Below are 26,181 nucleotides of genomic sequence, written 5' to 3'. Positions count from 1 at the left end.
TCGCTTCGATCCGGGCCGGGTCAGACGAGCTTCTGCTCGGCGAGGAAGCCCACGAGCTTCTCGGCGCCGTCGCCCTCGTCGGTGACCTTCACGCCCTCGCCCTTCGGCGGCCGGCCGGAGAAGTCCACGACCTGGCTGGTCGCCGTGGCGAGGCCGACGGCGGAGGGGTCGACGCCGAGGTCGGCCAGGGACTTGGTCTCCACCGGCTTCTTCTTGGCGGCCATGATCCCCTTGAAGGAGGGGTAGCGCGGCTCGTTGATGGTGTCCCAGGTGGACACGATCGCCGGCAGCGGCGCCTCGAGTGCCCAGAAGCCGCCGTCGGTCTGCCGCTCGACCTTGACGGTCGAGCCCTCGACGGTGAGCTTCTGCGCACCGGACAGCTGCGGGAGGCCGAGCCGCTCGGCGAGCAGCGCGGGCATGACGGCGACCTGGCCGTCGGTGGACGTGGCGCCGGTGAGCACCAGGTCGTACTGCATCTGCTGCAGCGCCGCGGCCAGGACCCCGGAGGTCTGGATCGCGCACGAGCCGTGGATCGCGTCGTCCACCACGTGGACGGCCTTGTCCGCGCCCATCGACAGGGCCTTGCGGATCGCGTCGGTGGCCGAGGCGGGACCGACGGTCAGCACGGTGACCTCGCCACCCTCGCGGTCGCGGACCTGCAGTGCCTCCTCGATCGCGTACTCGTCGATCTCGTTGATGACGTTGTCCGCGGTGGCGCGGGCGACGGTGTTGTCCGACGGGTCCAGCGAGCGCTGGGTGCCGGAGTCGGGGACCTGCTTGACCAGAACGACGATGTTCATCGCCAGACCTACCTCCGCGATCGGTCATGGGGGACGCGGGCCCGCGGCCCGCCTGGCTCCGATAGTGGAGGTTACTGCGGGGTAACGGAGCGCCGTGCCGGGGTGCGGGTGAGGCCCGTCACGCCGGGAAGCGGCCGGTCGCGGCGAACTCGTCCAGTACCGCTGCGTACGGCGCGAGGTCCATCCCGCGGGACGCCACCCAGGCGTCGGAGTGGTACGTGTGCGCGTACCGCTCACCGCCGTCGCAGAGCAGGGTGACGACGCTGCCGGTGCGGCCCGCCGCGACCATCTCGGCGACCAGCCGGAACGCGCCCCACAGGTTGGTGCCGGTCGAGCCGCCGGCCCGCCGGCCGGTCGCCCGCTCCAGGTGCCGCACCGCGGCCAGCGAGGCGGCGTCGGGCACGCGGATCATCCGGTCGACCACCGAGGGTAGGAACGACGGCTCCACGCGCGGCCGGCCGATCCCCTCGATGCGCGAGGCCGTGCCGGTGGTCCACCCCGGCTCGTCCTCCACCCAGCCGGGGAAGAACGCCGACCCCTCCGGGTCGACGACGGCCAGCCGGGTCGGGTGCCGCCGGTAGCGCAGGTAGCGGCCGAAGGTCGCGCTCGTGCCGCCGGTGCCCGCGCCGACGACGACCCACTCCGGCACCGGGTGGCGCTCGAGGGCCATCTGCTCGAACACCGACTCGGCGATGGTGTTGTTGCCGCGCCAGTCCGTGGCCCGCTCGGCGTGGGTGAACTGGTCGAGGTAGTGGCCGCCGGTCTCGGCCGCCAGCCGGCGCGCCTCGTCGTACATCGCCGACGCGTCGTCGACGAACGCGCAGCGCCCGCCGTGGAACTCGATGAGCGCGACCTTCTCCGGACTGGTGGAGACCGGCATCACCGCGACGAAGGGCAGGCCCAGCATCCGGGCGAAGTACGCCTCGCTCACCGCCGTCGACCCGCTGGAGGCCTCGACGACGGTGCTGCCCTCGGTGATCCAGCCCGAGCACAGCGCGTGCAGGAACAGCGAGCGGGCCAGGCGGTGCTTGAGGCTGCCGGTCGGGTGCGTCGACTCGTCCTTCAGGTACAGGTCGACGCCCCACTCCGGCGGCAGCGGGTAGACGAGCAGGTGGGTGTCGGCGCTGCGCACCGCGTCGGCCTCGACGGCGGCGATCGCCCGCTCCACCCACGCGCGGCCGGCGGGGTCGGAACGGTCGACGTCGCCGGTGCCGGGGTGCTCCACCCGGCCATCCTCGTGCAGGCCGGCCGGACGGCGGCGCGCACCCTCCGTCGCGGCGGGGTGGCGCAGCGGCGGGACGCGGCGGTCCCGCCGGGCGGGGAGCCGGCGCCGGGCGGACGCGGCTCCCGGCGGGACGCCGCGGTTCCTAGTCTCCGCGCGACCCGGACGTCCACGCCCGGCCGCGGTCCGCGGGCCGGGCAGCCGAGGAGCGCGCCCATGCCCCGCGAGTTCGGCCGCTACGTCCTGGAGGAGATGATCGGCGCCGGCGGCATGGGCGAGGTGTGGCGGGCCCGCGACACCCGCTTCGACCGGCTCGTGGCCCTCAAGCTGCTGCCCGAGGCGCTCAACCACGACGCGGAGTTCGCCCAGCGCTTCCGCCGCGAGTCGCACGTCGCCGCCCGGCTGCGCGAGCCGCACGTCGTCCCCATCCACGACTTCGGCGAGATCGACGGCCGGCTCTACATCGACATGCGGCTGGTCGACGGCCGCGACCTCGGCGCGATCCTGCGCGACGGGCCGCTGCCGCCCGCGCGGGCGCTGGCGCTGCTGTCCCAGGTCGCCGAGGCGCTCGAGGCCGCGCACGCCGACGGCCTGGTGCACCGCGACGTCAAGCCGAGCAACGTGCTGGTGACCCCGAACGACTTCGTCTACGTCGTCGACTTCGGCATCGCCCGGTCGGTGGGCAGCACGCGGACGTCGCTGACCATCACGGGCGCCACCGTCGGGACGCTGGACTACATGGCGCCCGAGCGCTTCACCGACCAGCCGATCGACGGCCGGGTCGACGTCTACTCGCTCGCCTGCGTGCTCGCCCAGACGCTGACCGCGCGCAAGCCCTTCGGCGGCGAGGACCTGCCGGCGTTGCTCTACGCGCACCTCTACGCCGAGCCGCCACGTCCCAGCGACGTGGTGCCGGGGCTGCCGCCCGGGCTCGACGACGTCGTCGCGCGCGGGATGGCCAAGCGGCCCGAGGACCGCTACCCCACCCCCACCGCCCTGATCGCGGCGGCCCGGGAGGCGCTGCGGGACGGCGCGCGGGGGGCCCCGCGGGAGGCGCCGGCGCGGACCGTCCCGGCCGCCGGGCTGCCGGGTGCAGGGCTGTCGGGCGCGGCGCCCACCGTGCTCGGGGTGCACTCCCGCGACGGCGCGCACAGCTCCGTGCAGCCGCTCGCCCCGCCGCCGGGACCGGTGCCGCCGGGGCCGGTGCCGCCGGGGCCGGTCCCGGCCGGCCGGCCGGCCCGCCGCGGCCGTGCCCGCCGCGCCGCCCTGGCCGCGGCGGCCGCGCTCGTGCTCGCCGCCGGCGGCCTCACCTGGTGGCTGTGGCCCGAGGGAGGCGACGGCGACCCCGCCGCGGCGGCCGGGACGAGCGGGGAGGCGTCCGGGACGCTGGCCCCCGACAGCACCACCGCGCCGCCCCGGCCGAGCGCCGGACCCGCCCCCAGCGTGGCCGTGCCCACCCAGCTGGGTGGGCCCATCTCGGTCCCGCCCACGCCGGGCTACATGGCGGTCGCGCCCAACGGCCGCTACGCCTACATCGCCCACCGCGCGGAGGGCATCGTCAGCGTCTTCGACACCAACTCCCTGCAGGTGGTCTCGCGCATCCGGATCGAGGCCGGGCCGCCGCAGTTCGTCACCTTCTCCCCCGACGGCAGCCGCGCCTACATCACGGTCACCAACGCCGACTACACCGAGAACCACGTCGCGTTCGTCGACACCGCCACCAACGAGGTGATCGACACGGTCGAGGTCGGCCTGCGGCCCTACGCGCCGGAGACCTCCCCCGACGGGACGCGGCTGTACGTGCCACTGCACGACGAGGGCCGGGTGGAGGTCCTCGACACCGCGACGGCCACGGACGTCGACTCCTACGACGTCCCGCGCAACCCGCACTGGATCGCCGTCTCCGCCGACGGGACGCGCGCCTGGACGGCCAACCACGAGTCGAACGTGCTTTCGGTGCTGGACCTCACCGACGGCGGCCGGGTGCTGCAGCAGATCCCCGCCGGGGTCTCACCGCACAGCGTCGCGGTCTCCCCGGACGGCACCCGCGTGGCCGTCGTCGCCTACGACAGCAGCGACGTCCACGTCATCGACGCCACGACCGGGGACGTCGTCGACTACGGGCCCGTCGGCACGAGCCCCCAGGACCTGACGTGGGCGCCGGACGGGCGCCGGTTCTACACCGCCGACGTGGGGTCCGACACGATGTCCGTGGTGGACGCCGAGACGCTGACCGTGACCGCGAACCCGTACACGGGCGACGGGCCGACCAGCGTCGCGGTCTCCCCCGACGGCGAGCGCGCCTACGTCACCAACCTCAACGAGGCCACGGTCGTGGTCTACCAGCTGACCGCGTGAGCCTCAGTCCGCGGACGCGGGCTCCACGAGCACCGGCCGCTCGGCCGGCGTGACGGTGACCGCGGTGCCGGGGGTGAGGCCCTGGCTGTCGGCGCTCGCGACGTCGGCCTGCACCTCCACGCCGTCGGGCAGCGCGACCGCCAGGCGGGTGGTGGCGCCGGAGAAGGTGCGGGTGACCACGCGGCCGGCGCCGTCCGGGTCGGCGGTCACGGTGAGCGCCTCGGGGCGCACCAGCGCGGTCGCGGGGCCGGCCGCCGCCGTGGCGCCGAGGACCTCGCGGCGCACGCCGAGGAACTCCACGTCGCCGTCGCCGAGCTGCGCCGGGATCCGGTTCATCGTGCCGACGAAGCCGGCCACGAACGCCGTCGCCGGGCGCTCGTAGAGCTCGTCGGGCGAGGCCACCTGCTCCAGCCGCCCCGCGCGCATGACGCCGACCCGGTCGGCCACCGACAGGGCCTCGGCCTGGTCGTGGGTGACGAACACCGTGGTGGTGCCGAGCTCGAGCTGGATGCGGCGGATCTCCTCGCGCAGCTGCACGCGCACCTGGGCGTCGAGGGCTGACAGCGGCTCGTCGAGCAGCAGCACCTGCGGGGCGACGGCGAGCGCGCGGGCCAGGGCCACCCGCTGCTGCTGCCCGCCGGAGAGCTGGTGCGGGTAGCGGCCGCCGCGGTCGGCGAGCCCGACCAGCTCGAGCAGCTCCGCGGCCCGGCCCGCCCGCTCGGCCTTGTCCCGTCGGCGCACCCGCAGGCCGTAGGCGACGTTGTCGGCCACGGTCATGTTCGGGAACAGGCTGTAGGCCTGGAACACCATGCCGACGTCGCGCTTGGCCGGGGGCAGCCCGGTGACGTCGCGGCGGTCGAACCGGATCCGGCCGGCGTCGGGCACCTCGAAGCCGGCGATGGCCCGCAGCGCCGTCGTCTTGCCGCAGCCCGACGGGCCGAGCAGGGCGAGGAACTCCCCGCCGGCGATCTCCAGGTCCAGGCCGTCGAGGGCGAGCACCGACCCGTAGCGGCGCGTCAGCCCCTCGAGCCGGACGGCGACGCCCGGCGCCTCCCGGAGGTCGGCCGGCGCGGCCGGTCGGACGGCGGTCATGCGGGGTCCTCCTCGCGGCGCCGGCGGTCCAGCGCGGAGATGAGCAGCAGCAGCGCCCAGGTGAGCAGCAGGGACAGCACCGAGACCGCGACCGACAGCCGCGGCTGGGAGCCCGAGATGCGCACGATCCAGGTGGGGAAGGTCTCGAAGCCGAGGATGTTGGCGACGGTGAACTCGCCGATCACCAGCGCGAGCGTGATGAAGGCGGCGTTGAGCACCGACGTGCGCAGCACCGGCAGGACGACGGTGAGCATCAGCCGCGGCCACGAGGCGCCGAGCACCCGCGCCGCCTCGGTGAGCGTGCGCAGCTGCGCGCCGCGGACGCCGGCGTCGAGCGCGCGGTAGACGAACGGCAGCGCCAGCACGACGTAGACGAGCACCAGGATCCACGGCAGCGCCGGCTCCTGGAGCGCGAAGAACGCCTCGGCCAGCGGGGTGCCGTAGAAGTGGTCGGGCGCCCAGGCGAGCACGCTGCGCACGCCGACCACCAGCGCGATCGGCGGCAGCAGCAGCGGCACCAGGGTGAGCAGCTCGACCACCGGCCGCCAGCGCGGCAGCCGCAGCTCCACGAGCACCACCGTGGGCACCATGAGCAGCAGCGCGATCACCACGGTGAGCACGCCGAGCAGCAGCGAGCGGCCGAGGTTCTCGGCGAACCCCTCCGCCGTCGGGATGCCGGTGTAGACGTCGGCGGTGACCCCGTCGCGGCTGCGCAGGGTGAACCACGTCGAGGCGGCCAGCGGGACGAGGAAGTACAGGCCGAGGACGGCGAACACCGCCCAGCGCCACCAGCCGCGGCCGCGGCGGGCGGCGCGGACCGGCGTCTCCGGCTCCACCCCGCCGGCGCCGGCGACCGCCGCGGTGGACAGGCCGGCGGAGGTGGCGCTCACGCGAGCCACCGCGACGCGCGCCGCTGCACCCAGGTGTAGAAGACCATCACCAGGCCGACGAGGACGACCATCCCGAGTGCCAGCGCCTTGCCGAGGTTCTCCGCGCCGACGATCACGTTGCTCGACAGCGAGTCGGCGATCTGCAGGGTCACCAGCGGCACGCTGCTGCCCACCAGCGCGCGGGCGGTGGCGTAGGCGGCGAACGCGGAGGCGAACAGCAGCACCGTGGCGCCGAGCACCGGCGGGGCGAGCACCGGCCCGCCGACGTGCCGCCAGTACTGCCAGCGGCTCGCGCCGAGCACCTCGGCGGCCTCCCGCCACTGCGGCCGCAGCGCCTCGATCGCCGGGACGATCGTCAGCACCATCAGCGGGACCAGGAAGTAGAGGTAGACCAGCGCCAGGCCGGTCATCGAGTACAGCGAGAAGCCGTCGAGCCCGAGCGGGCCGGTGAGCACCGCGGTGACCACGCCCTGCGTGCCGATCGTGGCGATGAAGGCGAACGCCAGCGGGATGCCGCCGAAGTTGGCCAGCACGCCGGACGCGGTGAGCACCAGGCGGCGCAGCAGGCGGCCGCGGCGGCTGGTGACGACGGCGAACGCGAGCGCCAGCCCGAGCACGGCGCCGAGCACCGCGGTGATCGCCGACAGCCGCAGGCTCCCGGCGTAGGACCGGGCGTAGGCGCCCTCGGCGATCGCGCCGAGGTTCGCCGTCGACCAGGACTCCTCGAAGGTGACCGGGTCGACCGCGCGGAAGGCCTCGACGGCCAGCACGCCGACCGGCAGCAGCAGGAAGACCGCGACGTAGAGCAGGAACGGCACGATCCCCAGCAGGGGCAGCAGACGCCCGCGCCGGCGCCCCCGGGGGGACGCCGGCGCGGGGCTCTCGACGACGGTGCTCAGCCCGAGATCTCCTGGTTCCAGCGGGTGGCGACCACCTGCTGCGCGGCGGTCTCCTGCTCCTGGGTCGGGAACTCCGCGGTGCCCTCGACCGGCGGCAGGGCGGCGAGCGCCTCGGCGTCGGCGGTGCCGGCCTCCTCCATCGCGGCCTGCCGGACGGGGCGGGCGCCGCCGGCCAGGTAGAGGTTCTGGCCGCGGTCGGAGTAGAGGAACTCCTGCCACAGCCGCGCCGCGGCCGGGTGCGGGGCGTAGGCGCTGATCGCCTGGCTGTAGTAGCCGCCGAACAGGCCGTCGCTCGGGACGGCGACCTGCCACTCGACGCCGTCGGCGGCGAGGGTCTCCGTCAGGCCGGCGTTGAGGTAGTCCCAGTCGATGGCCAGCGGCGTCTCACCGCTCTGGATGGTGGCCGGGGTGATCTCGACCGGGTTGAAGTTGCCGGCCTCCTTCACCTGGGCGAAGAAGTCGATGCCCGGGCCGATGTCGTCGAGGCTGCCGCCGTTGGCCAGCGAGGCCGCCCAGACGCCGGCGAACGCGGCCGCGGCCTGGGTGGGGTTGCCGTTGAGCGCGACCTGGCCCGCGTACTGCGGGTCGAGCAGGTCGGCGAAGCTGGTCGGGCACTCGGCGATCACCGTGGCGTTGCAGCCGATGGAGATGTAGCCGCCGTAGTCGTTGTACCAGTGGCCCTCGGGGTCCTTCTGGCCCTCGGGGATCTCGTCCCAGGTCTCCACCTGGTACGGCGCGAGGAGGTCCTGGGCCTGCGCCTGGCGGGCGAAGGCGGTGCCGAGGTCGAGCACGTCGGGCGCCCGGTCCTGGCCGCGCTGGCTCTCGACGGCGTTGAGCTCGTCCTGGCTGGAGCCGTCGGGCAGCGCGCTGTTGACGGTGATCCCGTACTCCTCCTCGAAGGCGGAGATGATCTCGCCGTAGTTCGCCCAGTCCGGCGGGAGCGCGATGACGTTGAGCTCGCCCTCGGCCTGCGCGGCCTCGACCAGGGCGTCCATGCCGCCGAGGTCCTCGGCCGAGCGCGCGCTCGCCGCGTCGCCGCCGCCCCCGCCGCCGGAGCCGCCGTCGTCACTCCCCCCTCCGCAGGCCGTGAGCACGAGGGCAGCGGCCGCCAGCACGGACGCGGTCCTCAGGGTGGGGGTGCTTCGCACGGGGTCCTCCAGGGGAAGGGAACGGAACGGCCGGAAGGCCGTGCGGATGGTGACAGAACCGGACCGTCCGGGAGGCGGGATCCGGTGGCCGGCGGCGGAACAGTCGGCGACGGGAAGCCCTCAGCGGCCGGTGAAGGTCGCCTTGCCCGGGCCGCTCTCCAGGAACGAGCGCATGCCGGTGGCCTGGTCCTCGGTGTCGAAGAGCTCGGCGAACAACCGGCTCTCCAGCTCCAGGCCGCCCTGCAGCGGCAGGTCCAGCCCCTCGTCGACCGCCCGCTTGGCCGCCGCGAGGGCCAGCGGCGGCCCGGCGGCGAACTTGCGCGCCATGGCGACGGCGGTGTCGTACACCTCGGCGTCGGGGACCACGGCGTCGGCCAGGCCCATCTCCAGGGCCTCCTCCGCGCCGACGTGCCGGCCGGTGAAGACGAGGTCCTTCGCCTTGGCCGGGCCGACCAGGCGGGCCAGGCGCTGCGTGCCGCCGGCGCCGGGGATGACGCCGAGCAGGATCTCGGGCTGGCCCACCTTCGCCCCGGCGCCCATGACCCGGAAGTCGGCGCACAGCGCGAGCTCGTAGCCGCCGCCGAGGGCGTAGCCGGTGATCGCCGCGACGACGGGCTTGGGGATCCGCGCGACGGCGGTGAAGGAGTTCGTCAGCTCGCGGCCCCAGGCGACCATCGCGGTGCCGTCGAGCTGCGACATGGCCTTGATGTCGGCGCCCGCGGCGAACACCCGCTCGCCGCCGTAGAGCACCACCGCGCGGACGTCGGCGCGCTCGGCGGCCTGCACCGCGGCGGCGCGCACCTCGGTGTGCAGCTGCTCGTCGATGGCGTTCATCTTCGGCCGGTCGAGGCGGATCGTGCCCACCCCGTCCTCGACCGACAGGGTCACGAACTCCGGTGTTCCAGCCATGCCCGGCACCCTAGCCAGGCAGGAGGCGTCAGGACCGGCGGCGGGCGGTGAACCGGCCGTCGTCGCGGGTGAGCTGCAGGGGCAGGCCGAAGGTCTCCGACAGCGTCTCGCCGGTGAGCACCTGGCCGAGCGGGCCGGAGGCCACCACCCCGCCGCCGCGCAGCAGCAGCGCGTGCGTGTAGCCCGGCGGGATCTCCTCGACGTGGTGGGTGACCAGCACCTGCGCCGGGGCGAACAGGTAGCGGGCGAGGTCGGACAGCCGGCTGACCAGGTCCTCGCGGCCGCCGAGGTCGAGGCCGGCGCCGGGCTCGTCGAGCAGCAGCAGCTCCGGGTCGGGCATGAGCGCGCGGGCGATCTGCACCCGCTTGCGCTCCCCCTCGCTGAGCGTGCCGAACGGCCGGTGGGCGATCGACTGCACGCCCCACTGCTGCATGAGCAGCGCCGCACGGGTGAGGTCGTGGATGTCGTAGCGCTCCCTGCCCCGCCCGACGACGGCGTAGCCCGCCGACAGGACGACGTCGCCGGTGCGCTCGCCCGGCTCGATGCGCTGGGCCAGGGCGGCGCTGGTCAGGCCGATCCGCGGCCGCAGCTCGAAGACGTCGACGGCGCCCATCGTCTCGCCGAGCAGCCGCACCTCGCCGCGGGTCGGGTGCATGTGCGCGCCGGCCAGCTGCAGCAGCGTCGTCTTGCCCGCGCCGTTGGGACCGAGGACCACCCAGCGCTGGTCGGGCAGGACGGTCCAGTCGACCCCGCGCAGCAGGTGCGAGGTGCCGCGCACGACGTCCACCCCGCGCATCTCGACGACCGGTTCGGCTCCGGGGGGTGCGGCGCTGCTCGACACGGCCCCATCCAAACAGCACCCCTGGTCCCGCCGCCCGGGAGGCGGACCGGGCACGATCGCGGCGTGAGGACTCCTGAGCACGGCAGCGGCGGCCCGGAGGTGTGGCCCGGCTCCCCCGCGCCGCTCGGCGCGCACTGGGACGGCACGGGCACCAACTTCGCGCTGTGGTCGGCAGGGGCGAGCGCCGTCGACCTGTGCCTGTTCGACCCCGACGGGACCGAGTCCCGCCACCGGCTGCAGGAGACCACCCACCAGGTGTGGCACGGCCGGCTGGCCGGCGTCGGCCCCGGCCAGCGCTACGGCTACCGGGTGCACGGCCCCTACGACCCGGGCGCCGGGTCGCGGTGGAACCCGGCCAAGCTGCTGCTGGACCCCTACGCCCGCGCCGTCGACGGCGAGCTCGCCCTCGACCCGGCGCTGTTCGGCTTCCGCCCCGACGGCGTCGACGCCGCCTCCCCCGACCCGCGCGACTCCGCGCCGTTCGTGCCGCGCGGCGTCGTCGTCCACGACTCCTTCCCGTGGGACGGCGACCGGCGGCCGGCGACGCCGTGGTCGGACACCGTCATCTACGAGGTGCACGTCAAGGGCGCCACGATGCGCCACCCCGACGTCCCCCCGGCGCTGCGCGGCACCTACGCCGGCCTCGCGCACCCCGCGTTCGTCGAGCACCTGCAGTCCCTGGGCGTCACCGCCGTCGAGCTGCTGCCGGTGCACCAGTTCGTCAGCGAGCCGCACCTGCTGCGCCGGGGCCTGACCAACTATTGGGGCTACAACACCCTCGGCTACTTCGCCCCGCACGCCGGCTACAGCTCGGCGGGCTCGGGCGGCGCGCAGGTGACCGAGTTCAAGGCGATGGTCAAGGCGCTGCACGCCGCGGGCATCGAGGTCGTGCTCGACGTCGTCTACAACCACACCGCCGAGGGCGACTCGACCGGGCCGACGCTGTCGCTGCGCGGCATCGACAACCCCGGCTACTACCGGCTCGACGGCGCCAACCGGGCCCGCTACACCGACTACACCGGGTGCGGGAACACCCTCGACGTCCGCCGGCCGCAGGTGCTGGCGATGCTCATGGACTCGCTGCGCTACTGGGTCACCGAGATGCACGTCGACGGCTTCCGGTTCGACCTCGCCGCGGCGCTGGCCCGCTCGATGCACGACGTCGACCGGCTGTCGGCGTTCTTCGACGTCGTCCACCAGGACCCGGTGGTCAGCCAGGTGAAGCTCATCGCCGAGCCGTGGGACATCGGCGAGGGCGGCTACCAGGTGGGCAACTTCCCGCCGCTGTGGACCGAGTGGAACGGCAAGTACCGCGACACGGTGCGCGACGTGTGGTCCGGCGCCCGGGTGGGCGTGCGCGACCTCGCCTACCGGCTGACCGGCTCGTCGGACCTCTACCGCTCCGACGGCCGCCGGCCCTTCGCCAGCGTCAACTTCGTCACCGCGCACGACGGCTTCCCCATGGCCGACCTCGTCACCTACGAGCACAAGCGCAACGAGGCCAACGGCGAGGACAACCGCGACGGCGAGAGCCACAACCGCAACTGGAACTGCGGCGTCGAGGGCCCCACCGACGACCCGGAGGTCACCGCCCTGCGCGCCCGGCAGGTGCGCAACCACCTGGCCACGCTGCTGCTGTCCACCGGCGTGCCGATGCTCACCGCCGGCGACGAGCTCGGCCGCACCCAGGGCGGCAACAACAACGCCTACTGCCAGGACAACGAGATCTCCTGGATCGACTGGGAGGCCGTCGACGGCGAGCTGCTGGAGTTCGTCAGCCGGCTGGTCGCGGTCCGCCGCGGCGCCCCGGTGCTGCGCCAGGAGGCGTTCTTCGAGGGCCACGAGATCCCCGGCACCGGCGGCACCCGCGACGTCGCCTGGTTCGCCCCGGGCGGCGGGCAGCTGACGACGGCGGAGTGGTTCGACGGCGGCCTGCAGACCGTCGGCATGTACCTCGACGGGCGCGGCATCCGGCACCGCGACGCCCGCGGCCGCCGGGTGGTCGACGACTCCTACCTGGTGCAGCTGCACGCCGGCCCCGACCCGGTGACCGTGCACCTGCCCGGGCCGCCGTGGGCCGACGGCTACGAGTTCGTCGTCAGCACCGAGTACCCGACCGGCGTCCCCCCGCGCCCGGCCGTCGTCGCGCCCGGCCCAATCGAGGTCCCCGCGCGCTGCGTCTGGCTGCTGCGCGTCCTGCGCCGGCCCTGACACGGCGAGAGCCCCGGTCCGCGGGGACCGGGGCTCTCGCCGGGAGCGGTGCCGCTACTCCTGCGGCTGCTCGTACGTGATCACGGTCCAGCCGAGCAGGAGACGGTCGCCGTCGGAGAGCGGGTGGGCGACGCCGGGCTCGAGCTGCGTCCACTCGGTGGCCTCGGGGCCGGCGACGTGCGTGCCGTTGAGCGAGCCCAGGTCGGTGAGGGTGACCTCGCGGCCCTGGCGCTGGATGGCGGCGTGCGCCGAGGACAGCACGTTCTGCGTGTCGGCGATCGGCACCGGGCGGGCGTTGCCCGCGGTCACCAGCTCGTGGCTGTCGGGGCGGCGGCCGAGCACCAGGTCCTCGTCGACGGTGACGACGAGGCCGTCGTCGAACCGGAGCACCGGCGCGGAGGCGCTGTCGGGCTTCCAGAACGCCGTCTCCTCGCCCTCGTCGGCGCGGGAGGGCGCCGACGACGCGGCCGAGGAGCCGCCCGGGGTGTAGGACGGCGCGGCGCCGAAGGAGGAGGGGCCGGCGAACCCGGCGTCGGAGCCGGCGGTGAACGACGACGGCTGCGCGGGGGCCGACGGCGGGACCGCGGCGCCGGCGGACGCGGCGGCGGCGAGGTGCAGCAGCGCGCCGGAGCCGGGCACGGTGCCCTCGGTGAGGTCGTAGGCGACGCCGGGCGGCATCGACGGGGCGGCCTGGCCGGGGCCGACGTACAGCGTGCCGCCGAGCGGGAAGCCCGCGGCGAGGCTGCAGCCCTCGGTGGGCTGGCCGGAGACCGGGACGCCGTCGACGGCGGGCTGGCCCTTGCCCGACCAGAGCGCGACGCCGGTGCCCGCGCCACCCTGGGAGTCGGTCAGGACGAGCGCGAAGGACGCCGACCCGCTCCCCAGGGAGTGCACCTGCGCGGCGACGGCGGCCAGGACGCGGTCGGCGCCGGGGCCGGCGACGCCCAGGCAGGCGTGCAGGGCGGCGACGAGCGCCGGCGAGCCGGGAGCGTCCACCCAGAGCAGGCCACCGCCGCGTCGGGCGACGACGGCGTCTCCGGGCAGGACTTCACAGCGGTCGGGCATGCGCGCCAGCCTAGTGACCGGGCCGGGGTCCGCGCGGCCCGGCGGCCACCGCCACGCCGGTCGCGCGCGCCCGGTGGGGACGCTGCGACCGGCGTGACGGGTGATCCCGGGTCAGGCCGAGCGGACCAGCCCCAGCTCGGCCGGGTCGGCCAGGTGCTCGGAGTGCGGGAGCACGCGCACGGTGTAGCCGAAGGCGCCGGTGCGCTCCAGCGGCAGCGTGGCGGTGAACCAGTGCCGGGAGCCCTCGGTGTGCTCGTGCGCCATCGGCACCGTGGTCACCTCGTGCAGCCCGTCGGCGTCGTCGACCCGCCCGTAGGCGGCCTGCACCTCGACGTCGCCCGGCGTCAGGTGCGGCAGCTCCACCTCGGCGCGCAGCGCCAGCGTCGAGCCGATCTCCGGGGTGTCACCGGCGCCGGTGGCCTCCACGTGCGCCACCCGCACGCTGCTCCAGTTCTCCAGCAGCCGGGCCCGCCACTGCGCCTCGTCGCGCGCCGGGGCGTAGCCGCCGTCGGCCATCGACCGGGCCGAGCCCGCGGCCGGGACGTAGAGGTGCTCGACGTAGTCGCGGACCATCCGGGTGGCCAGCACCTTCGGCCCGGTCTCGCGCAGCGTGTGCCGCACCATCTCCACCCAGCGGGTCGGGATGCCGTCGCGGTCGGTCTCGTAGAACCGCGGCAGCACCTGGGTGGCCAGCAGGTCGTAGATGGCGCGGGCCTCGACGTCGTCGCGGCGGGTCGGGTCGCTGACGCCGTCGGCGGTCGGGATCGCCCAGCCGTTCTGGCCGTCGAACCACTCGTCCCACCAGCCGTCGCGGATGGAGAGGTTGAGCCCGCCGTTGAGCGCGGCCTTCATGCCCGAGGTGCCGCAGGCCTCCAGCGGCCGCAGCGGGTTGTTCAGCCAGACGTCGCAGCCCCAGTAGAGGTAGCGGGCCATGCCGATGTCGTAGCCGGGCAGGAACGCGATGCGGTGCCGGATGGCCGGGTCGTCGGCGAACTTCACCATCTGCTGGATCAGCTGCTTGCCGCCGTCGTCGGCCGGGTGGCTCTTGCCTGCGATGACCAGCTGCACGGGCCGGTCGGGGTCCAGCAGCAGCGCCCGCAGCCGCTCGGGGTCGCGCAGCATGAGGGTGAGCCGCTTGTAGGACGGCACCCGGCGGGCGAAGCCGATGGTGAGGACGTCGGGGTCGAAGGCGGTGTCGGTCCAGCCGACCTCGGCCTCGGCCGCGCCGCGCGACAGCGCGGTCTCCCGCAGCCGGCGGCGGACCTCCTCAACCAGCCGCCCGCGCAGCATCCGGCGGGTGTTCCACAGCTCCAGCGCCGGGATCCGGTCCACGCCGTCGAACACCGCGGCGCCGGCGCCCTCGAACGGGTCGCCGCTGCGGGAGGTCTGGGTGCCGAGCTCGACGAGCTCCCGGGCGGTCCAGGTGGGGGCGTGCACGCCGTTGGTGATCGAGCCGATCGGGACGTCGGTCTCGTCGAAGCCCGGCCACAGGTCGCTGAACATCCCGCGGCTGACGTGCCCGTGCAGCTCGCTGACGCCGTTGGCCCGCTGGCCCAGCCGCAGGCCCATGTGCGCCATGTTGAACTTCGCCGGGTCGTCCTCGGCGCCGAGCGGGATGAGGTGCTCGAGCGGGACGCCGAAGCCGGCGAAGTAGCGCTCGATCAGCGCCCGCGGGAAGCGGTCGATGCCCGCCGGGACCGGCGTGTGGGTGGTGAACACGGTGCCCGCGCGGACGGCCTGCAGCGCCTCGGTGAAGGTCAGCCCGTGCGACTCGGTGAGCTCGCGGATCCGCTCGACGCCCTGGAAGCCGGCGTGGCCCTCGTTGGCGTGGAACACCTCCGGCTGCGGGGTGCCGGTGAGCTGGCAGTAGGCGCGCAGCGCCCGCACGCCGCCGATGCCGAGCAGCATCTCCTGGCGCAGCCGGTGGTCCTCGTCGCCGCCGTAGAGCCGGTCGGTGACGACGCGCTCGGCCGGGGTGTTCTCCTCGATGTCGCTGTCGAGCAGCAGCAGCGAGACCCGGCCGACCTGCGCCCGCCAGACGTGCGCGTGCAGCGTGCGGCCCTCGGGCAGCGGCACGGAGATGACGACGGCCGACCCGTCGGGCTGGCGCAGCAGCTTCACCGGCAGGCCGTGCGGGTCGAGCGAGGGGTAGTGCTCGAGCTGCCAGCCGTCGGCCGACAGACCCTGCTCGAAGTAGCCGGCCCGGTAGAGCAGCCCGACGCCGATCAGCGGGACGCCGAGGTCGGAGGCGGCCTTCAGGTGGTCACCGGCGAGGATGCCCAGGCCGCCGGAGTACTGCGGCAGCACCTCGGTGATGCCGAACTCGGCGGAGAAGTAGGCGATCGACCGCGGGGCGTCGGGCCCCAGCGACTGGTACCAGTGCTCGGCGGACAGGTAGTCCTCGAGGTCGTCGACGACGTCCTGGAGGCGGCGCAGGAACCGGCGGTCGGTGGAGAGCGTGGCCAGCCGCTCGGCCGACACCTCCCCCAGGACCTTCACCGGGTCGTTGCCGCACCGGCGCCAGAGGTCGGGGTCCAGCGTCTCGAACAGGTCGCGGGTCTCGGCGTGCCAGGACCAGCGCAGGTTCATGACCAGCTGGGACAGGGGTGTGAGGGCCTCGGGGAGGGCCGCCCGGACGGTGAACCGACGGAGTGCTCGCACGGCGCGAGCCTAGTCAGGCGGGCCCCGCGCGACAGGGTGGACGGATCACACCCGTCACGGCACCGGGACGTGCCGGAACCGGACGGGTGGGCGGCCCCCGGCCGAGGTGTGGGCGACCCCCCGGCTGGATAGCGTGGCCGCGATGACTCGCCGACCTGACCTCCGCCTCGGCATCTCCGATGTCGCCCCCGTCGTGTCCTGCGGGTCCTTCTCGGCCCGCGCCGTGGTCGGCGAGCACCTGCCGATCACGGCCACCGTGTTCCGCGAGGGCCACGACGCCGTCGCCGCCGACGTCGTCTGGACCGCTCCCGACGGCACGCGCGGTGCCTTCACCCGCATGCGCCGCTACGGCGAGGAGCCCGACCGCTGGATCGCCACGGTCGTGCCCGACCGGGAGGGCCGCTGGACCTTCCGCGTCGAGGCGTGGAGCGACCCGCTGGCCACCTGGCACCACGCCGTCGAGGTGAAGATCGACGCCGGCCAGGGCCCGGCCGAGCTCGCCAACGACCTCGAGGAGGGCGCGCGGCTGCTCGAGCGCGTGGCCGCCGACGCCGACGACGAGTGGCGCGGGCGGCTCACCGACGCGGTCACCGCGCTGCGCGACGAGACGCGCGGCCTGCACGAGCGCGTCGCCCCGGCGCTGGCCACCGGCCTGCAGCGGTACCTCGACGGCCACCCGGTCCGCGAGCTGGTCACCCCGACCGCCGACCACGAGGTGTGGGTCGACCGGCCGACCGCGCTCTACGGCTCCTGGTACGAGTTCTTCCCCCGCTCGGAGGGCGCCGTCGTCGGCGGGCAGCCCACGCACGGCACCTTCACCACCGCCGCCGACCGGCTGCCGGCGATCGCCGACATGGGCTTCGACGTCGTCTACCTGCCGCCGATCCACCCGATCGGCACGGTCAACCGCAAGGGCCCGAACACCGCCCAGTTCCCGGGCGGCAACCCGAACGAGATCGGCCCCGACGACGTCGGCTCGCCGTGGGCGATCGGCAGCGCCGAGGGCGGGCACGACGCCGTCCACCCGCAGCTCGGGACGATGGAGGACTTCCGCGCCTTCGTCGAGCGCACCCGCTCCCTCGGCATGGAGGTGGCGCTCGACCTCGCGCTGCAGGCCGCGCCCGACCACCCGTGGGTGGCCGAGCACCCGGAGTGGTTCACGACCAAGCCCGACGGCACGATCGCCTACGCGGAGAACCCGCCGAAGAAGTACCAGGACATCTACCCGGTCAACTTCGACAACGACCCCGAGGGCATCTACGCCGAGGTGCTGCGGGTCGTGCGCGTGTGGATGGACGCCGGCGTGCGGATCTTCCGCGTCGACAACCCGCACACCAAGCCGCTGGACTTCTGGCACTGGTTGATCTGGAAGGTCAAGGAGACCGACCCCGACGTGCTGTTCCTGGCCGAGGCGTTCACCCGGCCGGCGATGATGCACCAGCTCGCGCGGATCGGCTTCACGCAGTCCTACACGTACTTCACGTGGCGGACCGGCCGCGAGGAGATCGAGGAGTACGGCCGGGAGCTCGCCTCCAACGCGCACTACATGCGGCCGAACTTCTTCGTGAACACCCCGGACATCCTGCACGCGAGCCTGCAGTACGGCGGCCCGCCGATGTTCAAGATCCGTGCGGTGCTCGCGTCGATGATGAGCCCGACCTGGGGCGTCTACAGCGGCTACGAGCTGTTCGAGCACGTGGCGGTCAAGCCGGGCAGCGAGGAGTACCTCGACAGCGAGAAGTACCGGCTGCGTCCCCGCGACTGGGCCGGCGCCGAGGCCGCCGGGCGGAGCCTGGCGCCCTACCTGCGCAGGCTCAACGAGATCCGGCGCGCGCACCCCGCTCTCCAGCAGCTGCGCACGCTGCGCTTCCACGGCGTCGACAACGGCAACCTGCTCTGCTTCTCCAAGACCGACCCGGGCTCGCAGGACGCCGTCCTCGTGGTCTGCGCGCTCGACAGCCAGAACCGGCAGATCGGGACGACGTCGCTGGACCTGCCGGCGCTCGGTCTCGACTGGCACGAGCGGTTCGCCGTGACCGACGAGATCACCGGCGCGCGCTACGACTGGGGCCAGTTCAACTACGTCGAGCTCGACCCCTACTGGGAGCCCGCGCACGTCTTCTCGGTGCACCTCCCCCGGCCGGTCACCTGGCCCCCACCGGTCCGCTGAGCGCCGACCGCCCCTTCCCCGGACCACCGCTGAACCGCGAGGACGACCCGCTCCGATGACGCTCCCCGTGCCCGATCCCACCGACTCGACCTCCGGCCTGCCGCCGCGCGGCAGCGACCCGCTGTGGTTCCAGCGCGCCGTCTTCTACGAGGTGCTCGTCCGCGGCTTCGCGGACAGCAACGCCGACGGCATCGGCGACCTGCGCGGCATGCTCGACAAGCTCGACTACCTGCAGTGGCTCGGCGTCGACTGCCTGTGGCTGCCGCCGTTCTTCGCCTCGCCGCTGCGCGACGGCGGCTACGACGTCAGCGACTACACCGCGGTGCTGCCCGAGTTCGGCGACATCGACGACTTCCGCGCCCTGCTGCAGGCGGCCCACGCCCGCGGCATCCGCGTGATCATCGACTTCGTCATGAACCACACCTCGGACCAGCACCCCTGGTTCCAGGCCAGCCGCAGCGACCCCGAGGGCCCCTACGGCGACTTCTACGTGTGGGCCGACGACGACACCGGCTACGCCGACGCGCGGATCATCTTCGTCGACACCGAGAGCTCGAACTGGACGTTCGACCCGGTGCGCAAGCAGTACTTCTGGCACCGCTTCTTCTCCCACCAGCCGGACCTCAACTTCGAGAACCCGAAGGTGCAGGAGGCGATCATCGACGCCCTGCGCTTCTGGCTGGACCTGGGCATCGACGGCTTCCGGCTCGACGCGGTGCCCTACCTGTTCGAGGAGGAGGGCACCAACGGCGAGAACCTCCCCCGCACCCACGAGTTCCTCAAGCACGTGCGCAAGGTGGTCGACGCCGACTACCCCGACCGCGTGCTGCTGTGCGAGGCCAACCAGTGGCCGGCCGACGTCGTCGAGTACTTCGGCGAGAACGGCGACGAGTGCCAGATGGCCTTCCACTTCCCGGTCATGCCGCGGCTGTTCATGGCCGCCCGCCGGGAGCAGCGGTTCCCGATCTCGGAGATCATGGCCCAGACGCCGCCGATCCCCGACAACTGCCAGTGGGGCATCTTCCTGCGCAACCACGACGAGCTGACCCTGGAGATGGTCACCGACGAGGAGCGCGACTACATGTGGGCGGAGTACGCCAAGGACCCCCGCATGAAGGCCAACATCGGCATCCGCCGCCGGCTGGCGCCGCTGCTGGAGAACGACCTCAACACCCTCGAGCTGTTCAACGCGCTGCTGCTGAGCCTGCCCGGGTCGCCGGTCCTCTACTACGGCGACGAGATCGGCATGGGCGACAACATCTGGCTCGGCGACCGCGACGGCGTCCGCACGCCGATGCAGTGGACGCCCGACCGCAACGGCGGCTTCTCCACCGCCGACCCGCAGCGGATGTACCTGCCGCTGAACCAGGACCCGGTCTACGGCTACCAGACCACCAACGTCGAGGCGCAGCTGCGCAACAGCAACTCGATGCTGCAGTGGATCCGCCGGATGATCGCCGTCCGCAAGGAGCACCCGACCTTCGGCCGGGGCACCTACGAGGAGATCGGCTCGCGCAACCCGACGGTGCTGTCGTTCGTCCGCGAGTTCGGCGACGACGTCGTGCTGTGCGTCAACAACCTCTCGCGCTTCCCGCAGCCGGTGGAGCTCGACCTGCGCCGGTTCGAGGGCTACACGCCGATCGAGCTCACCGGCCGGGTCGAGTTCCCGCAGATCGGCGTGCTGCCCTACATGCTCACCCTCGCCGGGCACGGCTTCTACTGGTTCGAGCTGGCCAAGCCGGCGGAGCCGGTCGAGGAGCCCGCCGCGGAGCCGGAGTCCGCGACCAGCCCGGTCGCCGACGCGCTGCTCGCCGCCGGCCTCGTCAGCGAGGCCGAGCAGATCCCCGGCGGCAGCGACACGCGCACCGGCGACGACGTCCCGCCCAGCACCGGAGGACCCCGATGAGCACCGCCCTGGCCCACGTCCTGCGGGACTGGATGCCGCACCAGCGCTGGTTCGGCGGCAAGGGCCGCGAGTGGGCCGACGTGAGCGAGGAGGGCTTCTTCCTCTCCCGCTCCGAGCCGGTGCTCTCGGTCCACCGCGTCCGGGTCACCTACGCCGACGGCGCCGTCGAGACCTACCTCGTGCCGCTGTCGTGGCGGGCGCACCCGGAGGAGGACCTGACCTCGGCCTTCGTCGGCGCCGTGCCGGTGAAGGACGCCGAGGGCGCCGACCGGGAGAACTACGCCTACGACGCGCTGCGCGACCGCGACGCCACGACGCCGTGGCTGACCCACCTGGCCGCCGCCTCGACCGTCGGGCCGATGCACTTCTCCCCGTCGGGGAGCTCCGCCATCCCCGAGGGCGTGCCCGGCGACGTCATCTCCACCGAGCAGAGCAACACCTCGCTCGTCTACGGCCAGGACGCCATCCTCAAGCTGTTCCGCCGGCTCGAGCCCGGGCTCAACCCCGACGTCGAGATCGGCGAGGCGCTGCGCCGCACCGAGAACCCGCACATCGCCCCGCTGCTCGGCCACGTCGAGATCGACACCCCCGACGGCGAGCCCGCCACCGTGGCGATGCTGCAGACCTTCGTGCCGAACGCCAGCGACGGCTGGCGGCTGGCCACCGCGAGCGTGCGCGACCTCTACGCCGAGGGCGACCTGCACGCCGACGAGGTGGGCGGCGACTTCGCCGCCGACAGCGAGCGGCTGGGCGCGGCGACGGCGTCGGTGCACGCCGACCTCGCGCGGGTGCTGCCCACCGAGGCGGCTGACCGCGACTGGTTCGCCGCCACCGCACGGGGCATGGGCGAGCGGCTCGAGGCGGCGCTGGCCGTCGTCCCGCAGCTGGAGGAGCACCTCGAGCGGCTGCGGGCGGTCTACGCCGCGGTCGCCGACAGCCCCGAGACGGTGGTGCGCCAGCGGGTGCACGGCGACTTCCACCTCGGCCAGGTGCTGCGCACCGCGACCGGCTGGGTGGTGCTCGACTTCGAGGGCGAGCCGGCCCGGCCGCTGGCCGAGCGGCGGCAGCTCGACAGCCCGATGCGCGACGTGGCGGGCATGCTGCGCAGCTTCGACTACGCCGCACGTCACATGCTCGTGGAGCAGCCCGACGACCCCCAGCGCGCGTACCGGGCGCAGGAGTGGGCAGTGCGCAACCGCGGCGCCTTCTGTGCGGGCTACTCGGCGGCGAGCGGGATCGACCCGTGCGGGGACTCCCCTCTCCTGCGGGCCTTCGAGGCGGACAAGGCCGTCTACGAGTGCGTCTACGAGGCGCGCAACCGGCCGAACTGGCTGATGATCCCGCTCCAGTCGCTCTCCCGGCTCACCGCCGGCGAGGCCTGAGGCCCGCACCGCACCGCACGCAGACGAGACGACGGCAGCAGAGGACGGCACCCCGACGATGACGACGAGCGACTCCACCGGCCACGAGACCCCCGAGGCGCCGGCGACCAAGGACGAGCTGCAGCGGGTGGTCGAGCAGAAGGCGGCTGCCGCCGAGGCGGCCGAGAGCGAGCCGATCGTGAACCCGACGCCGGCCCGCAAGCGCGCCCCGGCCAAGAAGGCCGCCGCGAAGAAGGCCCCGGCGAAGAAGGCCGCCGCAGCCGCGCTCGCGGACGGCGACGGCGCGGCCGAGCCCGCCGCACCGGCCAGGGCCGCGAAGCGGACGACGAAGAAGGCCGCCGCGGCCGCCGGGGACGGCGCCCCCGCGAAGGCCACCCGCAAGCGCGCGCCGGCCAAGCGGACGGTCGCCGACACCGCCGCCGAGCCCGCCGAGCAGGTGATCGCCGAGCAGGGCGGCACCGCGACGCCGGTGGTGGCGCCGGCGCCGATCGCCGAGCCCGGGTCGCCGACCGGCGCCCCCGCGGAGCAGCCGGAGGCGCCCGACCCCGACCCGGCGACGCCGATGACGCCGCAGGCCCCGTCGGAGTCGCCGTCCGAGTCGCCGTCGGAGTCGCCGTCCGAGTCGCCGTCGGAGGCCCCGTCCCAGTCGCCGTCGGAGGCCCCCTCCGACGCGTCGGCCGAGCCGGCCCCCGGCGACGGGGGCGGGCTCGCCTCCGGCGCCGGCGGCGAGGGCGACCACGACCCCGTCGACGAGGTGACCGAGGAGGACCTGCGGGCCATCGTCGACGGCTGGTCGCGCGACCCGCACCGGGTCCTCGGCGCGCACCCGTCCGGCGACGGCTGGGTGGTGCGCGCGCTGCGCCCCGACGCCGCCGCCGTGGCCGTCGTCGACCAGGACGACGCCCGCTACGACGCCCGGCAGATCCACCCGGGCGGCGTCTTCGAGGCCCGTCTCCCGAGCCAGCCCGGTGACTACCGGCTCGACGTCAGCTACGGCAACGGCGAGGGCGGCACCGACACCTTCCTCGTCGACGACCCCTACCGCTGGCTGCCGACCCTCGGCGAGCTCGACCAGTACCTGGTCGGCGAGGGCCGGCACGAGCGGCTCTGGGAGGTGCTCGGCGCGCACGTCCGCCGCTACGACACCCCGCGCGGCCGGGTCGAGGGCGTCTCCTTCGCCGTGTGGGCACCCAACGCCCAGGGCGTGAAGGTCACCGGCGACTTCGACTACTGGGAGGCCCGCTCCTACCCGATGCGCCAGCTCGGCTCGATCGGCGTCTGGGAGATCTACGTGCCCGGCGTGCAGGCCGGCAGCCGCTACCGCTTCCACGTGCTCGGCGCCGACGGCGTGTGGCGCGAGAAGGCCGACCCGATGGCGTTCGCCACCGAGGTGCCGCCGCTCAACGCCTCCGTCGTCACCGAGTCCACCCACGAGTGGCGCGACGACGAGTGGCTGGCCGCGCGCGAGCGCGGCGGCTGGCACGAGCGGCCGATGAGCATCTACGAGGTGCACCTCGGCTCGTGGCGGCAGGGGCTGTCCTACCGGGAGCTGGCCGAGGAGCTCGTCGACTACGCCGTCTCCGCCGGGTTCACCCACCTGGAGTTCCTGCCCGTCGCCGAGCACCCGTTCGGCGGCTCGTGGGGCTACCAGGTCACGAGCTACTACGCGCCGACGTCGCGGTTCGGCAGCCCCGACGACTTCCGGTACCTCGTCGACCGGGCGCACCAGGCCGGCCTCGGGATCATCGTCGACTGGGTGCCCGCGCACTTCCCCAAGGACGCCTGGGCGCTGGGCCGCTTCGACGGCACCGCGCTCTACGAGCACGCCGACCCCCGCCGCGGCGAGCAGCCGGACTGGGGCACGTTCGTGTTCAACTTCGGCCGCACCGAGGTGCGCAACTTCCTCGTCGCGAACGCGCTGTTCTGGGCGCAGGAGTTCCACATCGACGGCCTGCGCGTCGACGCGGTGGCCTCGATGCTCTACCTCGACTACTCGCGCGAGGACGGCGAGTGGGTGCCCAACGTGCACGGCGGGCGGGAGAACCTGGAGGCGGTGTCCTTCCTCCAGGAGGTCAACGCCACGATCTACCGCGAGGTCCCCGGCGTCGTCACCATCGCCGAGGAGTCGACCGCCTGGCCGGGCGTCACCCGGCCCACCCACCTCGGCGGCCTGGGCTTCGGCTTCAAGTGGAACATGGGCTGGATGCACGACTCGCTGGCCTACGTGGCCCGCCAGCCGGTGCACCGCAGCTACCACCACAACCAGCTGACGTTCTCGATGATGTACGCCTACTCCGAGAACTACGTGCTGCCGATCAGCCACGACGAGGTCGTGTACGGCAAGGGCTCGCTGCTGCGGAAGATGCCCGGCGACCGGTGGCAGCAGCTGGCCGGCGTCCGCGGCTACCTCGCCTACATGTGGGCCCACCCCGGCAAGCAGCTGCTGTTCATGGGCTCGGAGTTCGCGCAGGACGGCGAGTGGGCCGAGAGCCGCTCGCTGGACTGGTGGCACCTCGACGACCCCGCGCACCGCGGCGTGCTGGAGCTGGTGACCGACCTGAACGCCCGCTACCGCGAGACCGAGGCGCTGTGGTCGCTCGACGTCGACCCGGCCGGGTTCCAGTGGATCGACGCCAACGACGCGGGCGGCAACGTCGTCACCTTCCTGCGCTACGGCCGGCCGAAGGTCGCCGACGTCCCCACGCCCACGGAGGCGGCCGAGTCCGGCGACAGCGGCACGACGCCCGACGGCGGGCAGACGCCGGGGCAGGCGCTGGCGGTCGTCTGCAACTTCTCCGGGTCGCCGCACCACGGCTACCGCATCGGCCTGCCGCGCGGCGGCCGGTGGCGCGAGGTGCTCAACACCGACGCCGAGGGCTACGGCGGCTCCGGCGTCGGCAACTACGGCGGCGTCGACGCCGTCGAGGAGTCCTGGCACGGCCAGCCGTTCTCGGCCACCGTCTCCGCTCCCCCGCTCGGCACCCTCTGGCTGCTGCACGAGGGCTGACGCCCGCCCGCGTTCCCCGGCTCCGCTCCCCCGGCCCCGCCGCGCTCCCCGCGCGGCGGGGCCGCGCGCAGACCCGTTCCGCGCTCCTCCCGGTCCGTGCATCATGGCCCGGCTCCGCGCCGCCCCCGGCGGCGCCGGACGGTCCCGCCGGCTCCGCTGCCGGCACCGGCAGAGGAGGAACACCGCGCGATGAGGCATGCCCGACGCCCCGGACTCGCCGTGCTCGCGGTGGGCAGCGTGCTGCTCGCCGGGTGCTCGGGCACCGTCGCGGGTGCCGCGGCCCCCGGCCCGGGGGTGCCGGCCGACGTCGCCGCCGCCGACTTCCCGATCACCGGCTCGGCCGACACCGAGGCCGACCGGCGGGCGCGCAACGCCCTCGCCGACCTCGACGCCTTCTGGTCCGAGGCGTACCCGGAGTTCTTCGGCGAGGAGTACCAGCCGATCACCGGCGGCTACTTCTCGGTCGACTCCACCGCGATCGACGAGTCGGCCTACCCGGCCACCGGGATCGGCTGCGCGGAGGCGCCGGAGGACCCGGAGGGCGTCGCGAACAACGCCCACTACGACCCGAACTGCGACGTCGTCGCCTACGACCGGGCGCTGCTGCAGCAGCTCAGCGAGGCCAACGGGCCCTACCTCGGCCCCGCGGTGATGGCGCACGAGATCGGCCACGCGATGCAGGGCCGGTTCGGCTTCGCCGACTCCACGATCGTCGTCGAGACCCAGGCCGACTGCCTGGCCGGCGCCTTCACCCGCTGGGTGGTCGACGGCAACGCCGAGCACACGGCGCTGCGGATGTCGGAGCTCGACAGCGTCGTCCTGGGCTTCATCGGCCTGCGCGACCCGGTGGGTCTCGCCCCCGACGACGACCGGGCGCACGGCTCGGGCTTCGACCGGCTGTCGGGCTTCTACGCCGGCTTCGAGGGCGGCGTCGGCACCTGCCGCGACGACTTCACCGAGGACCGGCTGTTCACCGCCACCGAGTTCCTCACCGAGGACGACCTCGACAACGAGGGCAACGCCCCGATCGACGAGATCGGCGGCTTGGTCGAGCAGACCCTCCCCGCGTTCTACGAGTCGGTGTTCCCGGGCCTGGGCGCGCAGTTCACCGCGCCGGCCATCGAGACCTTCGAGGGCACGGCGCCCGACTGCGGCGACATGGGCGCCGAGGACCGCGACGTCGGCTACTGCGAGGCCGACGACACCGTCTACGTCGACGGCGAGCTGCTCGGCGGCGCCTACGAGCAGATCGGCGACTTCGCCGTCGCGGCGGCCGTCTCGGTCGGCTACGCGCAGGCCGTCCGCGCGCAGCTGGACCTGCCGGTCGACGACGCCGCCGCGATCTCGTCGGCCGTCTGCCTGACCGGCTGGTACACCGCCCGGTTCTGGACCGGCGACTTCGAGCAGATCGGCAGCCTCTCCCCCGGCGACGTCGACGAGGCCGCCGTCTTCCTGCTCACCTACGGCCAGGAGGACGGCGTCTTCCCGAACACCGACCTGTCGGGCTTCGAGATGGTCGACGCCTTCCGCGACGGCTTCCTCGAGGGCGGGGCCGGCTGCGACATCGGGCTCTGACCTCCCCACCCGCGCCGGCGCCGCGTTCGGACGGCGCCGGCGCGG

The 26,181-nt window shown here is 74.1% G+C and carries 17 protein-coding genes; 7 read left to right on the top strand and 10 right to left on the bottom strand.

Annotation, left to right across the window (positions count from 1 at the left end):
- Positions 1 to 20: 20 nt before the first annotated feature.
- Together BUE37_RS18335 and cds1 are read right to left on the bottom strand one after the other, a co-directional pair.
- On the bottom strand, positions 21 to 800 hold the full coding sequence (locus BUE37_RS18335; RefSeq protein ID WP_073421744.1) for an electron transfer flavoprotein subunit beta/FixA family protein: 780 nt from the start codon (positions 798 to 800) through the stop codon (positions 21 to 23).
- Between the two features lie 118 nt (positions 801 to 918).
- On the bottom strand, positions 919 to 2,025 hold the full coding sequence (gene cds1 / locus BUE37_RS18330) for an L-cysteine desulfhydrase Cds1 (RefSeq protein WP_073421743.1): 1,107 nt from the start codon (positions 2,023 to 2,025) through the stop codon (positions 919 to 921).
- A gap of 213 nt (positions 2,026 to 2,238) precedes the next feature.
- Between cds1 and BUE37_RS18325 the strand changes: the two genes are divergently transcribed.
- Complete coding sequence (locus BUE37_RS18325) at positions 2,239 to 4,380, top strand: serine/threonine-protein kinase (RefSeq protein WP_073421742.1); 2,142 nt, start codon at positions 2,239 to 2,241, stop codon at positions 4,378 to 4,380.
- Between the two features lie 3 nt (positions 4,381 to 4,383).
- Here the strand turns inward: BUE37_RS18325 and BUE37_RS18320 are convergent, their stop codons facing one another.
- From BUE37_RS18320 to BUE37_RS18295, 6 genes are all read right to left on the bottom strand, one after another.
- The gene (locus tag BUE37_RS18320; RefSeq protein ID WP_083628844.1) at positions 4,384 to 5,472 is read right to left on the bottom strand and encodes an ABC transporter ATP-binding protein; all 1,089 of its coding nucleotides are present in this window, start codon (positions 5,470 to 5,472) and stop codon (positions 4,384 to 4,386) included.
- Positions 5,469 to 6,362 carry an ABC transporter permease gene (locus BUE37_RS18315; protein ID WP_245794717.1) on the bottom strand — a complete coding sequence of 298 codons (894 nt, stop codon included), beginning with the start codon at positions 6,360 to 6,362 and terminating at the stop codon, positions 5,469 to 5,471. The genes BUE37_RS18320 and BUE37_RS18315 overlap by 4 nt, the downstream gene beginning before the upstream one ends.
- Positions 6,359 to 7,180, bottom strand: a complete 822-nt coding sequence (locus tag BUE37_RS18310) for an ABC transporter permease (protein ID WP_245794715.1) — start codon at positions 7,178 to 7,180, stop codon at positions 6,359 to 6,361. Before BUE37_RS18310 ends, BUE37_RS18315 begins: the two co-directional genes overlap by 4 nt.
- A gap of 77 nt (positions 7,181 to 7,257) precedes the next feature.
- A complete protein-coding gene (locus BUE37_RS18305) occupies positions 7,258 to 8,376 on the bottom strand; it encodes an ABC transporter substrate-binding protein (protein WP_245794713.1) in 1,119 nt (372 codons plus the stop codon).
- A gap of 153 nt (positions 8,377 to 8,529) precedes the next feature.
- Positions 8,530 to 9,318 carry an enoyl-CoA hydratase/isomerase family protein gene (locus BUE37_RS18300; protein ID WP_073421740.1) on the bottom strand — a complete coding sequence of 263 codons (789 nt, stop codon included), beginning with the start codon at positions 9,316 to 9,318 and terminating at the stop codon, positions 8,530 to 8,532.
- A gap of 28 nt (positions 9,319 to 9,346) precedes the next feature.
- Positions 9,347 to 10,114 (bottom strand): ABC transporter ATP-binding protein, encoded by a 768-nt coding sequence (locus BUE37_RS18295; RefSeq protein WP_073422009.1) that lies wholly within the window; start codon positions 10,112 to 10,114, stop codon positions 9,347 to 9,349.
- Positions 10,115 to 10,222: 108 nt separating this feature from the next.
- On the opposite strand from BUE37_RS18295, the gene glgX reads away from it, so the two are divergent.
- On the top strand, positions 10,223 to 12,370 hold the full coding sequence (gene glgX / locus BUE37_RS18290; RefSeq protein ID WP_073421739.1) for a glycogen debranching protein GlgX: 2,148 nt from the start codon (positions 10,223 to 10,225) through the stop codon (positions 12,368 to 12,370).
- Between the two features lie 54 nt (positions 12,371 to 12,424).
- On the opposite strand, the gene BUE37_RS18285 is transcribed toward glgX, so the two are convergent.
- Both BUE37_RS18285 and glgP read right to left on the bottom strand, forming a co-directional pair.
- The gene (locus tag BUE37_RS18285; protein ID WP_073421738.1) at positions 12,425 to 13,435 is read right to left on the bottom strand and encodes an FHA domain-containing protein; all 1,011 of its coding nucleotides are present in this window, start codon (positions 13,433 to 13,435) and stop codon (positions 12,425 to 12,427) included.
- A gap of 111 nt (positions 13,436 to 13,546) precedes the next feature.
- The gene (glgP, locus tag BUE37_RS18280; protein WP_073421737.1) at positions 13,547 to 16,096 is read right to left on the bottom strand and encodes an alpha-glucan family phosphorylase; all 2,550 of its coding nucleotides are present in this window, start codon (positions 16,094 to 16,096) and stop codon (positions 13,547 to 13,549) included.
- Positions 16,097 to 16,238: 142 nt separating this feature from the next.
- Between glgP and BUE37_RS18275 the strand changes: the two genes are divergently transcribed.
- The 5 genes from BUE37_RS18275 to BUE37_RS18255 all read left to right on the top strand — a co-directional run bounded on the left by BUE37_RS18275 (position 16,239) and on the right by BUE37_RS18255 (position 26,136).
- Entirely contained in the window at positions 16,239 to 18,266 is a 2,028-nt protein-coding gene (locus BUE37_RS18275) for an alpha-1,4-glucan--maltose-1-phosphate maltosyltransferase (RefSeq protein ID WP_073422008.1), read from the top strand.
- A gap of 55 nt (positions 18,267 to 18,321) precedes the next feature.
- Complete coding sequence (treS, locus tag BUE37_RS18270) at positions 18,322 to 20,172, top strand: maltose alpha-D-glucosyltransferase (RefSeq protein WP_073421736.1); 1,851 nt, start codon at positions 18,322 to 18,324, stop codon at positions 20,170 to 20,172.
- A complete protein-coding gene (locus BUE37_RS18265; protein WP_073421735.1) occupies positions 20,169 to 21,554 on the top strand; it encodes a maltokinase N-terminal cap-like domain-containing protein in 1,386 nt (461 codons plus the stop codon). Before treS ends, BUE37_RS18265 begins: the two co-directional genes overlap by 4 nt.
- A gap of 58 nt (positions 21,555 to 21,612) precedes the next feature.
- Positions 21,613 to 24,561: a 1,4-alpha-glucan branching protein GlgB gene (gene glgB / locus BUE37_RS18260; protein WP_073421734.1), complete on the top strand. Its 2,949-nt coding sequence runs from the start codon at positions 21,613 to 21,615 to the stop codon at positions 24,559 to 24,561.
- Between the two features lie 189 nt (positions 24,562 to 24,750).
- Positions 24,751 to 26,136: a neutral zinc metallopeptidase gene (locus BUE37_RS18255; protein WP_073421733.1), complete on the top strand. Its 1,386-nt coding sequence runs from the start codon at positions 24,751 to 24,753 to the stop codon at positions 26,134 to 26,136.
- Positions 26,137 to 26,181 lie beyond the last annotated feature (45 nt).

The sequence above is a fragment of the Geodermatophilus nigrescens genome (assembly GCF_900129495.1).
Lineage (GTDB): Bacteria > Actinomycetota > Actinomycetes > Mycobacteriales > Geodermatophilaceae > Geodermatophilus > Geodermatophilus nigrescens.
Note: the sequence above shows the minus strand (reverse complement) of the source record. Positions and strands in the feature narration are given on the sequence as shown.

Bases quoted from the DNA above. Each gene is read 5' to 3' on its own strand.
- BUE37_RS18335 (WP_073421744.1), bottom strand. From the start codon at position 800: ATGAACATCGTCGTTCTGGTCAAGCAGGTCCCCGACTCCGGCACCCAG.
- BUE37_RS18325 (WP_073421742.1), top strand. From the start codon at position 2,239: ATGCCCCGCGAGTTCGGCCGCTACGTCCTGGAGGAGATGATCGGCGCC.
- BUE37_RS18320 (WP_083628844.1), bottom strand. From the start codon at position 5,472: ATGACCGCCGTCCGACCGGCCGCGCCGGCCGACCTCCGGGAGGCGCCG.
- BUE37_RS18300 (WP_073421740.1), bottom strand. From the start codon at position 9,318: ATGGCTGGAACACCGGAGTTCGTGACCCTGTCGGTCGAGGACGGGGTG.
- BUE37_RS18295 (WP_073422009.1), bottom strand. From the start codon at position 10,114: ATGCGCGGGGTGGACGTCGTGCGCGGCACCTCGCACCTGCTGCGCGGG.
- BUE37_RS18285 (WP_073421738.1), bottom strand. From the start codon at position 13,435: ATGCCCGACCGCTGTGAAGTCCTGCCCGGAGACGCCGTCGTCGCCCGA.
- BUE37_RS18275 (WP_073422008.1), top strand. From the start codon at position 16,239: ATGACTCGCCGACCTGACCTCCGCCTCGGCATCTCCGATGTCGCCCCC.
- treS (WP_073421736.1), top strand. From the start codon at position 18,322: ATGACGCTCCCCGTGCCCGATCCCACCGACTCGACCTCCGGCCTGCCG.
- BUE37_RS18265 (WP_073421735.1), top strand. From the start codon at position 20,169: ATGAGCACCGCCCTGGCCCACGTCCTGCGGGACTGGATGCCGCACCAG.
- glgB (WP_073421734.1), top strand. From the start codon at position 21,613: ATGACGACGAGCGACTCCACCGGCCACGAGACCCCCGAGGCGCCGGCG.
- BUE37_RS18255 (WP_073421733.1), top strand. From the start codon at position 24,751: ATGAGGCATGCCCGACGCCCCGGACTCGCCGTGCTCGCGGTGGGCAGC.